Origin of the sequence: Nocardia sp. NPDC057353, from assembly GCF_042667085.1 — a bacterium.
GTDB lineage: Bacteria > Actinomycetota > Actinomycetes > Mycobacteriales > Mycobacteriaceae > Nocardia.
On the sequence record NZ_JBHVAK010000042.1, the window covers coordinates 48,336 to 59,964 of the forward strand.

9 protein-coding genes are annotated in these 11,629 nt (G+C 72.0%); 3 read left to right on the forward strand and 6 right to left on the reverse strand.

Annotation, left to right across the window (positions count from 1 at the left end):
* Positions 1-13: 13 nt before the first annotated feature.
* Positions 14-820: an HAD family hydrolase gene (locus ACFUUZ_RS21330; RefSeq protein ID WP_378698800.1), complete on the forward strand. Its 807-nt coding sequence runs from the start codon at positions 14-16 to the stop codon at positions 818-820.
* A 135-nt stretch (positions 821-955) separates the two neighbouring features.
* Here ACFUUZ_RS21330 and ACFUUZ_RS21335 read toward each other — a convergent pair whose 3' ends face one another.
* From ACFUUZ_RS21335 to ACFUUZ_RS21350, 4 genes are all read right to left on the reverse strand, one after another.
* On the reverse strand, positions 956-2,008 hold the full coding sequence (locus ACFUUZ_RS21335) for an alpha/beta hydrolase (protein WP_378698785.1): 1,053 nt from the start codon (positions 2,006-2,008) through the stop codon (positions 956-958).
* 93 nt (positions 2,009-2,101) lie between these two features.
* Positions 2,102-2,866 carry an AIM24 family protein gene (locus tag ACFUUZ_RS21340; protein ID WP_378698787.1) on the reverse strand — a complete coding sequence of 255 codons (765 nt, stop codon included), beginning with the start codon at positions 2,864-2,866 and terminating at the stop codon, positions 2,102-2,104.
* 3 nt (positions 2,867-2,869) lie between these two features.
* Positions 2,870-3,580 carry an AIM24 family protein gene (locus tag ACFUUZ_RS21345; RefSeq protein WP_378698789.1) on the reverse strand — a complete coding sequence of 237 codons (711 nt, stop codon included), beginning with the start codon at positions 3,578-3,580 and terminating at the stop codon, positions 2,870-2,872.
* A gap of 11 nt (positions 3,581-3,591) precedes the next feature.
* Positions 3,592-4,215, reverse strand: a complete 624-nt coding sequence (locus tag ACFUUZ_RS21350; protein WP_378698792.1) for an AIM24 family protein — start codon at positions 4,213-4,215, stop codon at positions 3,592-3,594.
* A 208-nt stretch (positions 4,216-4,423) separates the two neighbouring features.
* Between ACFUUZ_RS21350 and ACFUUZ_RS21355 the strand changes: the two genes are divergently transcribed.
* Both ACFUUZ_RS21355 and ACFUUZ_RS21360 read left to right on the forward strand, forming a co-directional pair.
* Positions 4,424-5,887, forward strand: coding sequence for a TerD family protein (locus ACFUUZ_RS21355; RefSeq protein ID WP_378698794.1), 1,464 nt, complete (start codon positions 4,424-4,426; stop codon positions 5,885-5,887).
* 14 nt (positions 5,888-5,901) lie between these two features.
* Entirely contained in the window at positions 5,902-7,527 is a 1,626-nt protein-coding gene (locus tag ACFUUZ_RS21360; RefSeq protein WP_378698796.1) for a TerD family protein, read from the forward strand.
* A 6-nt stretch (positions 7,528-7,533) separates the two neighbouring features.
* Here the strand turns inward: ACFUUZ_RS21360 and ACFUUZ_RS21365 are convergent, their stop codons facing one another.
* Positions 7,534-9,204, reverse strand: a complete 1,671-nt coding sequence (locus ACFUUZ_RS21365) for a glycosyltransferase family 87 protein (RefSeq protein ID WP_378698802.1) — start codon at positions 9,202-9,204, stop codon at positions 7,534-7,536.
* A 92-nt stretch (positions 9,205-9,296) separates the two neighbouring features.
* On the reverse strand, positions 9,297-11,629 hold a 2,333-nt coding region (locus tag ACFUUZ_RS21370), incomplete at its 5' end, for a transglycosylase domain-containing protein (protein WP_378698798.1).

Genomic DNA, 11,629 nt, shown 5'->3' on the forward strand with positions numbered 1-11,629 from the left:
TCTGGACCGCACCATGATCTACTCGCGGGCGGCGAGCGGCGATGCCGACGAGCTGGTCTGCGTGGAGTACCTGGACGGTGAGCCGATCTCCTACCTGACCGAGCGGGCCGGGGCGCGGCTCCGGGAGCTGGCGCGGCTCGCCGTCGTGCTGCCGACCACAACGCGGACCATCGAGCAGTACCGGCGGATCGCGCTGCCCGGCGGGCCGTTCCGGTACGCGGTGACAAGCAACGGTGGGAATGTGCTGGTCGACGGGGAGCCGGACGCGGCGTGGCGGGCGCGGGCCGGGCGCGAGGCGGCGGCAGGTGGGGCCGGGTTGGCCGAGGTCAGGGCCGAGCTGCTGCGGCGGATCGACGATTCCTGGGTGCTCAAGTTTCGGGAGGCGGACGATCTCTTCTGCTACCTGGTGGTGAATGTGGCGGCGATGCCCGCGGGGTTCCTCGCCGAGTGGGACGGGTGGTGCCGGGCGCACGGGTGGGGGGCCTCGCAGCAGGGGCGGAAGATCTATGCCATGCCGCAGGCGGTGTGCAAGAGCGTCGCTGTCGCCGAGGTGCGGAGGAGGTTGGTCGAGGAGGGGGAGTTGGCGGCCGACGCGCCGCTGCTCGCCGCGGGGGACGGGGCGTTGGACGCCGAGTTACTGGCGTCGGCGGATTTCGCGGTCCGGCCGCGGCACGGGGAGTTGGAGGAATTGGGCTGGACCAGCCCGAATCTCGTGCTGACGGAGTCGCGGGGGGCCGATGCGGGGGCGGAGATGGTGGAGTGGTTCCACACCGGCGTCCGTGCGTCCGCCGCCACGGCGGCGAAAAGATTAGCGGGGTAGGCCTGTTGGCCTACCCCGCACCCCACCCGGGCGAAAGGCCGTGGGCGGCACCCCGCGCGGGGGCGGGAAACCGTGGCCCACACCCCACTCGGCGCGGGGCCGCGGCCCCGCGCCTCGGCCGGGTACTGCCGCCCGTCAGGGCTGGGAGTTCAAACCCTTTTCCAGGAGGGGCCAGGAGGCCTTGAGGTCGTCCTGCCAGTAACCCCAGGAGTGGGTGCCGCTGTCGCGGTAGACGAAGGTGGCGGGGATGCCGAGCTCGCGGAGGCGGTTGTCCAGGTTGTGCGTCGACCAGAGCACGCCCGCCTCGATGACCGCGCCGATGGCGACGGTCTGCGGGGTGTCCTCCGGCTTCTCCAGCCGGAACTTCCCGCCCGGCTCGTCGTAGACGCCGGGGATCCCGGTGCCGGTGGAGACGAAGAGGTCGGTGCCGCGCAGCCCCTCGGCATTCAGGATGGGGTCGTTCGCCTTCCACAGCGGGTCGTCCGCCGGGCCCCACATGTTCTCGGCGTCGCCGCCGCCCCAGGTCTCCACGGTCAGCTTCACCATGTTCTGGCCGATGGGGTCGCTGGTCTGCGCCAGGCCGCTGTAGACGGCCGCGCTGCGGTACAGCCCGGGGTTGGCGATCGCCAGGTTCAGCACCGAGACCCCGGACATGGAGAGCCCGGCGATGGCGTTCACCCCGTTGGTGCCGAGCACCGAGTCGATCAGCGGCGGCAGCTCCTGGCTGATGTAGGTCTGCCACTTGTTCACGCCGAGGACCGGGTCGGTGGACTTCCAGTCGGTGTAGAAGGTCCAGGCACCGCCGATGACCTGCACGACATTGACGTTCTTGTCGCCGAGGAACTCCAGCGCGTCGGTCATCCGCTGCCAGGACGCCGAGTCGACGCCGCCGCCCGCCCCGTTCAGCAGGTACAGCGAGGGCCGCGGCACCGAGGTGTCGGCGGGCCGCAGCACATCCACCAGCAGGGTCTTGTTCATGGCGGCCGAGTGGATGTGCAGCCGGACATTGCGCGCGTCCAGCGCCTCGACCTTCTTCACGTACGAGCCGCCGGGCGCGACCACCTCCGCGGTCACCACGTTCGGGGCGGCCGGTGCCGGTTCGGCGAGCGCCTGGCTCCCCGACCCGAGCAGGCAGGCGGCGAGCACCGCCGCGACCATGGTTCGCCTACCGGCGCGGCGGATCGACATCCTCGTCCTTCGTGTCGTGCTGCTGCCGCGGATTCCGCGGCCCGCCGAACCGATCGGCGGAGCGCGCCCGAATATACCGGCGCGCAGCCGTTTTCAATACTGTTGCTGCTGCCCGGCCAGCTGCTGGGCGATCACGCCCTGCAACCGCTGCAACCCGCCGACCGTCATCCCGCTCTGCAGCTGCCCCTCGATGGTGCGGACCACCTGGGAATCGCTGAGCACCTTCTCGCTGGACTGGATCAGCACGGTGCCCGCGCCGGTGAAGTCGAACTGCCGCTCCTCGCCGGAGCTGACGCCGAACCGCGCCGCGCCCGCCGCCAGGAAGTCGGTGATCCAGCGCTGGTCGTAGTGGTGGCTCGGGGACGGGCAGTCCGCCCAGCCGACCAGCGACTCCGGATCCACCCGCAGCGGCGGCTCGGCGAACATGACCGGGCCGTTCGAGGAGGCGAGGAACTTGCCGGTGCCGATCAGGGTGAGGAAGCCGGGCACGATCGACTGGTTCAGCGAGAGCCCCGGCTCGAAGGCGAGCAGGTTGGCCGCGCGGATGGTGAGGTTGCCGTCGTCCAGGTCGTAGGAGTTGATGTCGTAGCCGCGGTCGCCGATGATCAGCTTCCCGTGGCCCTCGGCCACTACGTAGTCACTGGTGAAGAGCGGGGCGGAGAACTGCTGCGACACCATGTGCAGCAGCCCGCCGTGCAGGCCGTGCGTGAGCACCTGGAAGTTCATCTGCCCGTAGTACGCGATCATCGCGCCCTTGCGCATGAACCACGGCTTGTTCAGGTCGATCGAGTACGCGTAGCTGTTTCCCGGGATGTTGTCGCTCTCACCGAGATTCATGGGGTTCAGGATCTGGCTCATGGCTCACAACTTCTCTTCGGAGGCCTGCACGTAGACGATGCCCTGGCCGACGCAGTGCAGCTGCATCGCCTCGCCGGCCCCGCGGCCCACCGCGTCCCGCCAGCTCATCGCCGTCTTCAGCTCGGTCTGCACATTGCCGTACGCGGCGACGAAGGCCTGCGGGTCGACCACGATCGGGTTCGGCCCGCCCACCTGCAGCTCCAGGAAGCCGCCGTGCGCGAGCAGCACCGCGGAGCCCTGCCCGCTGAGCTGCGTGGTGAACATGCCCTGCCCGGTGAGCGCGCCGGAGGCGGCGCCGCGCAGCGCGCCCATGATGCCGCCGCCGCCACCGCCGCCGCTGCTCGAGCTCGCCACCGAGACGACCGAGCTCTGCAGCTGCGCGGAGTTGGCGAGCAGCCGGGAGGCCTCCACCCGGAGCACCGCGCCGGGCTGCATCTGCACCACGTGCACCTCGAGCCCGGCCAGGCCGTAGTGCACCTCGCCGTTGCCCTGGGCCAGCATGGTGCTCTCGTGCTCGCCCGCCATCATCCGGCCCGCCATGCGCATCATGCCGCCGCCCATACCGCCCATCCCGCCGCCGCCCATCCCGGCGACCTGGTGCGGGGCGAACGAGACGTCGCCGGTGTAGAAGAGCATGGCGCCCTTGCGCGCGACCACGCCGCCCGCCATGCCGACGTTGACCTTGACGACCTTGCCGTTGACCTTCTCGAACATGGAAGCGCCCCTTACCGTTCCGCGGGCTGGATCAGTACGACGCCCTGCCCGTCCCAGCGCAGCGAGAACGCCTCGCCCGCGTCCGACCCCATGACCGTGCGCCACGAGACGTCGGTGACGAAGGACTGGTTGAGGTTGCCCTGGGCCGCGACGAAGGCGTCCGGGTCGACGATCAGCGGGTACTGCGGGCTGACCTCGAGGTGGATCAGCGGGCCGCCCGCGGAGAGCAGCGCGACCTGGCCCTGCCCGGTGACCGTGGTGGTGAAGAGCCCCTGCCCGGCGGAGGCGCCGCCGACGCCCGCGAAGCGGATGTCGGTGCGCAGGTTGCCCGCGAAGGCGAGCAGCTGCTGCGACTCCACCTGCAGCGTCTCGTTGTTCAGGTTCACCACGGTGACGTTCTGCCCGTTCACCGCGAAGAAGACCCGGCCGTTGCCGCCGCACTCCATCAGCGACAGCTTCTCGCCGGTGGCGCGGCGCTTGAGCCCGGCGAGGACGCCGTCGCCGCCGCCGAAGCCCGCGGACTTGAACTGCACGTTTCCTTCGTAGGCGATCATCGAGCCGGAGATCGCGCGGACACTGGTGCCTGCGAGATGGGCTTCGATCACCTTCTTCGACTGCTCGAACAGCTGTGCCATAGGAAGTCGCCTGTGGTCTCGGGGGAACGGCGGAGGCTCCGCGGTGTTCCGTGCGAGCGACACACTAACCGATCCGGCTGTGGCCTGCGGTCTTCGCGAACCACGGTTGTGCACAGGTGCCGATTCGTCCACAGGTGTTCACACGCCCGCGGCCGCGGGCGATTCTCGTAGAGTGGCTTCGAACGCACCGACAAGCGAAGGGTCGAACTTGTCCGCATCACTCGCCAAAGGCCAGAACGGCCCACTGGCAGTCACCGACGTCGTGGTCTCCATCCAGCTCACGGCTCCCGCGGATCTCTCCGCGCTGCTCGTCACCGAACAGGGGAAGGTCCGCACCGACGCCGACTTCGTCTTCTTCAACCAGCCGAGCGGTCCCGGCGTGAACCTCGTTCCGGCGGCCGGGGGGCCCGCCGCGCTCGCGGTCTCGCTCGCGCAGGTCCCGCCGGACATCGCGCAGATCCGCGCGGTGATCACGCTGGAGGATTCGAACAGCAACTTCGGCCGGTTCCCCGCGCCGACCGCGATCGTCTCCGACGCGTCAGGGAACCAGCTCTTCGAGTACCGGATCGACGGCCTGGCCAGCGAGTCCATCGTGATCGCGCTGGAGCTGTACCGGCGCCAGGGCGCCTGGAAGGTGCGCGCGGTCGGGCAGGGCTACGCGGGCGGGTTCGCCGCGCTGGTCACCGATCACGGTGTGAGCGTCGACGATTCGCCCGCCCCGCAGACCCAGAGCGCGCCGCCGCCCCCGCCGACCCAGGTCGCGCAGCCGACGCAGGGCTACCCGCCGCCGCAGCAGTCCGCGCCGACCCAGGGGTACCCGCCGCCGCAGCAGTCGGTGCCAGGCGGGTACCCGCCGCCGCAGGGTGGACCGGGTGGGTATCCCCCGCCGCCGCAGGGTGGGCCCGGTGGTTACCCGCCCCCGCCCCAGGGTGGGCCGGGTGGTTACCCGCCCCCGCCGCAGGGCGGCCCGGGTGGTTACCCGCCGCAGGGCGGGCAGCCCCAGCCGGGGTATGCGCCGCCCGCCCAGGGCGGCTACCCGCCCGCCGCGCCGCCGCAGCAGCCGCCCGCCGAGGTCAGCCTGAGCAAGGACCGGCCGGTCAGCCTGCAGAAGGGGCAGCGGGTCACGCTGCGCAAGGAGGGCGGCGCCCAGCTGACCTTCGTCAAGATGGGGCTCGGCTGGGACCCGGTGCGCACCCGCGGCATGTTCGGCAGCCGCACCGTCGACATCGACCTGGACGCCTCGGTGACCATGTTCGCCGACAACAACCTGGTCGACGTCGCCTACTACGGCCAGCTCAGCTCCAAGGACGGCTCGGTCCGGCACCAGGGTGACAACCTGACCGGCGAGGGCGAGGGCGACGACGAGGTGATCCTGGTCGACCTCACCCGGGTGCCCGCGCACGTCAGCACGCTGCTCTTCATCGTCACCTCCTACAAGGGGCACTCCTTCGAGCAGGTGCAGAACGCCTTCTGCCGCCTGGTCGACGGCAGCAACAACGCCGAGCTGGCGCGGTTCACCCTGGCGGGCGGGATGCCGTTCACCGCCATGGCGATGGCCAAGATCTACCGGGTGGGCGGCGACTGGAAGTTCGCCGCGCTCGGTGAGGGATTCCAGGCCAAGCACCCCGGTGAGGCGGTCCCGCAGCTGGGCCGGTTCCTGGTGAACAGCTGAGCGGAGCGGATGTCGTGATCCAGTTGCAGGCCGGGCAGAACATCCCGCTCACCGGCGGGGCCGTGCGCTTCGAGGCGTCCGCGGGCGCCGCGCTGCGCTTCGCGGCCCTGGTGGTGGCGGACAACCTGCGGGTCACCGGCCCGGAGGATCACGTGTCCGCCGAGCGCCCGGCCGCGCCCGGTGTCTCGCTCGCGGGCACCGCCGTCGTCGTCGACCCGCCCGCCGTGCGGGCCGACGCGCAGGCGGTGCTGCTCGTGGTCGCGGCCGACCCGGCGGTGCCGCTGCCGCCGGGCGGGCTCGGTGCCGTCGATGCCGTGCTGACCGGGGTGGACGGTGCCGGGATCGCCCGGTTCACCGTCGCCCCCTCGGCGGGCGAGACGGCGCTGATCTGCTTCGAGGTGTACCGCCGCGGCAGCGGCTGGAAGCTGCGCGCCGTCGGGCAGGGGTACGCGGGCGGAATGGCCGCGCTGCTCCCCGCGCACGGCATCGCGGCGCCCGCCTCGGCGAGCGCGGGAGGCACCTGGCCTGCCGGCTCCACCCCGCCCGGCGGGGCCGCCGCTGCCGGCGGGGTCGCGCCCGGCAGTGCCGCCCCCGGCGGACCCGCGCACCGCGGCGCCGCGCCCGCGGCGGCACCGGTGCCGCTCGAGGTCGCGCACGGCCTGGAGCGCATCTGGATGATCTTCGAGGACGCCGCGCGCTCGGCGGCCGCCCTGATCGCTGCCCGCGAGTACGCCGACAAGCGGCTGGACCAGGAGCTCTCCGCCGCCGTCTCGGACCCGGCCACCCGCAACACCCCGGCCGCCGAGCAGGCGCGGCAGCTCGCGCAGCGCCGCTACGACGAGCTGGTCGGCATCGCCGAGGCCAACCACCGCAGGGACAGCGAACAGCTGCTCAACGAGCTGGCCGAGGCGGACCGGCTGCTCCCGCCCGCGCTCGCCTCCTGGGAGGCCCCCGCCTGGGACCGCCCGCCCGCCGCCTCGGACGGCATCCGGCTGGGCGAGCTGTACGCCATCGAGCGCGGCGCGCTGCGGGTGCCGTACTGCGTGCCGGTGCCGCTGAACCGGCCGCTCTGGATCGACACCGAGTCCACCGCCGCCGTCGCCCCGGTGGTCGGCGCGCTGCTGGCCAGGCTGATCGCCGCGGTCCCCGACCGGCGCACCGTCGTCGACCTGATCGACCTGAGCCAGGGCCTCCGCAACCTCACCCCGCTGCTCGCCCCGGTGCTGGAGGCGCCGCCGATCACCGACCACGCCGACATCTCGGCTCGGCTGCAGTCCCTGGTCGAGGCGGCCGAGCTGGCCGAGTTGGCGCTCAGCGGCGGCGCCGGGGTGCCGCCCACCGAGCACCGCATCCTGGTGGCCGCCGACTTCCCGCACGGGTACCAGAGCATGGACGTGCAGCGGCTCTCCGCGCTGGTGCTGCGCGGCGCGCTGATCGGGCTCTCGGTGGTCTTCGTCGGCTCGAACGAGTCGAGCTCGTCCGAGAGCGCGCTCGCCGCGCTCTCCCAGTCCTGCAGGCACCTGCCGACCATCGAGGGCACCCCGCTCTTCGACCCGTGGACCGGGTCGGCCTGGGAGCTGGCCCTCGACCTGCTCCCGCAGGAACCGGGCAGGCAGGCGCGGTACCTGCGGAGTGTGTAGGGAGTTTCAGACCCGGCCGGGTTTGGGGCGGAGGCGTTCGGGGAGCCAGGGGAGCAGGGGGTCGGGGGCTCGGTCGAGGACGCCGCCGACGGGGTCGTCGGCGTAGTCGCGGCGGACCGGGTCCTCGTCCGGGCGGTAGATCTGCCGGACGACGAGGGCGCAGAGGACGAGCACCGCGAGGTCGCGGAGCAGCACCGTGCCGGTGAACCACTGCTCGGGCAGCCCCTTGCGGTCGGTGCCCAGGTAGTAGAGCATCCGCGGCACCCAGACCAGGGCGTCGATCGTCATCCAGGTGAGCAGGACGCGGCGGTGCGGCAGCGCGAGCACGGCGAGCGGGATCAGCCACAGCGAGTACTGCGGGCTCCATACCTTGTTGGTCAGCAGGAACGCGGCGATCACCAAGAAGCAGAGCTGGGCCAGCCGCGGCCTGCGCGGCGCGGTGAGCGCCACGTAGCCGATGGCGAGGCAGGCCAGCGCGAACGCCGCCAGCGACACCATGTTGAGGATGCTCGGCGGCTGCCCGTGCGCCAGCTCGCCGTCGAAGCCGGGCCAGCCGGTGAACGAGGTGATCACGTTGTAGATGGAGTCCGGGTCGGCGTGCCTGGTGGTGTTCAACCGGAAGAACTCGCGCCAGCCCTGCGGGTAGAGCGCGGCGATCGGCAGGTTCACCAGCGCCCAGGTGAGCAGCGCCGCGGCCACGGTGACCCCGGCCGCGCCGAGCGGGCGCGCGCTGACCACCGCCAGCCACTGCCGCCGCCCGTCCCACCAGTCGCGGAAGGTGCGCGGATCGCGGACCGAGCCGAGCCCCGGCCCGGTGCGGCCACCGCCCGCGGCCCGGTGCAGCGGGTCGGCGCGCAGGCAGAGCAGCACCAGCGGCCCGAGCAGCAGCAGCGGGTACAGCTTGGCGGCGCCGCCGAGCCCGAGCAGCACCCCGGCCAGCACCGGCCTGCGCCGGGCCCAGGCCAGGAGCCCGGTGGCGGCGAAGGCGGTGGCCAGGGCATCGAAGTTGGTGAAGGCGTGCACAATCACCAGCGGCGAGCACACCAGCAGCGCGACATCCCAAGGCCGGCGCCCGGCGGAGAGCGTGGTCGCCCACACGGTGACCAGCCAGGCCAGCGCCAGCCCGACCGCCACCACGTTGAAGTAGATGACGACCTGCAGCGCGCCGGGCAGCGGCAGCATGTCCCAGGTCTTCGCGATCCGCATGGACAGGTACTGGTAGAGCCCGGAGAGCACCGGGTACTCCATGTACCTGACCTCGGTGCCGCCCTCCGGGGTCTGCTCGATCCAGTACTTCTTGTACGGGAAGGCGCCCTCGTTCAGCCGCTCGGCGCCGTACAGCGGCACGGTGTCGGAATAGCACATGGCCACGTACTGGCGGCCGTCGTTCCAGTCCAGCGAGAGCTGGCCGTTGCCGTCCGCGGTCTGCTGGATGCAGGCCGCCTTGGTGGACCAGCCCAGCGCCAGGAAGAGCACCGCGAAGGCGAGCAGCACGCGCAGCGGCGTCCAGAACCTGGCCCGGCCGATCAGCGCGTGGTCGCCGACCGGGCCGCCCACCACCGTGCTGAGCTGCGCGGCGAGCGAATCATTGCGGCTCGGCTTGTCCCGCCCGTCCGCCGAGCGCAGATCCGGCGCCAACGGACCGGGCGAGATGTAGCCGGGAAGCGGCTGGTACACCGCCTCCGGGCCGGTGCCGGGCGGCTCCGCCTGCCCGGAACCGCCTGCCGCCCGGTCCGCGGCCACCTGCTGCTCGGTCACGGAAACCGAGGCTACCGGGAGCCGTTCGGCCTGCCGCCCTCCGAGTCCTCGTTGCCGCCCGCGCCCGGCGCCGGGGTGCCGGTGGGCGCCATCGGCTGCCCGGGCAGCGGCCCCGCGTCCGGCTGTTGTTGCTGCTGCTGGGGGCGTTGCTGCTGGGTCTGCGGCGCGACGCCGGGCACCGGGATCGTGATGCCGGGCAGGATCTCCACCTGCGACGGGGTGATCACCACCGGCGGGACGAGCGGCTCCGGCTCGGTGCTGGACGGCGGGGTGTACGGGGCAGTCCACTCCGGCACGCCCGCCTGGCCCTTGATCGGCGCCGGCTTCGGGAAGGTCTCGTTCTGCGTGCCCTTGAGCGCGCCGTCCATGGTCGCCTTCCAGATGTCGGAGGGCAGGCTGGAGCCGTAGATCATGGCGCCGCCGTAGTTGCGCAGCGGCGAGTTGTCGGTGCTGCCGACCCAGACCGCGGTGGACAGCGACGGGGTGTACCCGACCATCCAGGTGTCCTTGTTCTCGCCGGTGTCGCCGAGCTGGGCGGTACCGGTCTTGGCCGCCGACTCCCGGCCGCCGCTCAGGCCGTGGTTGCGCGAGTAGGCCGCGATCGGCTTCATCGCCGCGGTGACGTTGTCCGCCACCGCCGCCGAGACCCGCTGCTCGCCGGGGACGTCACCGCGGTCGAGCAGGGTGGTGCCGTCGGCGGTGACCACCTTGGAGACGAAGTGCGGCGCGTGGTACATCCCAGAGGCGGCGAAGGTGGCGTACACCGAGGCCATGTCGAGCACCCTGGCCTGGTACTGGCCGAGCACGATGCCGTTGTTCGGGCCGGAGCCGTCCGGCTCGGTCAGCGTCTGGCCGACGCCGGGCAGCGACTCCGGGATGCCGAGCTTGTGCCCCATGTCGGCGATCTTCTGCGGCCCGTTCTGCATGTCCAGCTGCATCCGGTAGAAGCTGGTGTTCAGCGAGCGCTTGAGCGCCTCGGCGATGGTGCAGGTGCCGCACTGCTCGCCCTCGACGTTGGTGATCTTGATGCCGTTGATCGAGAGCGGCGAGCTGTCGTACATCTGCGAGAGCGGGATGCCCTGCTCCAGGTTCGCGGCCAGGCCGATCGGCTTGAACGACGAGCCGACCTGCAGCCCGGCATTGGCGAAGTCGTAGCCCTGGCCGTCCTCACCGCCGTAGTAGGCGCGGACCGCGCCGGTGCGCGGGTCGATGGAGACCACGGCCGCCCGCAGCTGCTCCGGCTCACCCTCCATCTTGGTGCGCGCGGCGTTCACCGCGGCCTCCTGCATCTGCGGGTCGATGGTGGTGGTGATCTGCAGGCCGTCGGTGTTCAGCTGCTGCTCGCTGATGCCCGCGGCGGAGAGCTCGCGCAGCACCTGGGTCTTGACCAGCCCCTCCGGACCCTGGTCCAGGTCGTTGTCGGTGAGCGAGGCGAGCGGGACCACCGCCGGGTACTGCATGGACTGCCGCTCGGCCTGCTGCAGGTTGCCGCCGGTGACCATGCCGTCGAGCACGTAGTTCCAGCGCGACCTGGAGCCGTCCGGGTTCTTCTCCGGGTCCAGCGCGGAGGGCAGCTGGATGGTGGCGGCGAGCACCGCGCCCTCGGAGACCGTCAGCTCCTGCACCGGCTTGCCGAAGTACGCCTTGGCGGCGGCGTCGATGCCGTACGCGCCGCGGCCGAAGTAGATGGTGTTCAGGTAGGCGGCGAGGATCTGCTCCTTGCTCCACTGGCGCGCCATCTTGGCCGAGATGACCAGCTCGCGCATCTTGCGGGTGAGCGAGCGCTCGTCGCCGACCATGGCGTTCTTCACGTACTGCTGGGTGATGGTCGAGCCACCGCCCGCGCTCTCCTTGCCGAGCAGGTTGTCCCTGGCGGCGCGGGCGAAGCCGGAGAGCGAGAAGCCGGGGTTGGAGTAGTAGTCCCGGTCCTCGGCCGCGATCACGGCATTGCGCACGTGCGGCGGGATCTGGTCGATGCCGACCTCGGTGCGGTTGCCCTCCGGCGGGATCACCTTGCTGAGCACGGTGGTGCCGTCGGCGCCGAAGATGGTGGCCACCTGGTTGGTCTCCAGGTCGCCCGGCTTGGGCACCGAGACCGTGCTGTAGGCGACGAGGAAGACCGCGCTCGGCACCACGATCATCAGCGCGACCAGCACGTACAGGGTGCGGCGCACGATCTTCCACGGGAACTTCTTCTTGCGCTGGCCGTCGCCGCCGCGGCCACCGCCGCCGCGCCCGCCGCCGTCGCGCCGGTTCGGCGGGCCGGGCGGGCCGCCCTGCCTGCCGCGCTCGCCGGTGCCAGGCCCGTCGCGGCGGACCGCGGCCCGGCCGCCGGTGCCCGCTG

Bases quoted from the DNA above. Each gene is read 5' to 3' on its own strand.
- ACFUUZ_RS21330 (WP_378698800.1), top strand. From the start codon at position 14: ATGATCTACTCGCGGGCGGCGAGCGGCGATGCCGACGAGCTGGTCTGC.
- ACFUUZ_RS21335 (WP_378698785.1), bottom strand. From the start codon at position 2,008: ATGTCGATCCGCCGCGCCGGTAGGCGAACCATGGTCGCGGCGGTGCTC.
- ACFUUZ_RS21340 (WP_378698787.1), bottom strand. From the start codon at position 2,866: ATGAGCCAGATCCTGAACCCCATGAATCTCGGTGAGAGCGACAACATC.
- ACFUUZ_RS21345 (WP_378698789.1), bottom strand. From the start codon at position 3,580: ATGTTCGAGAAGGTCAACGGCAAGGTCGTCAAGGTCAACGTCGGCATG.
- ACFUUZ_RS21350 (WP_378698792.1), bottom strand. From the start codon at position 4,215: ATGGCACAGCTGTTCGAGCAGTCGAAGAAGGTGATCGAAGCCCATCTC.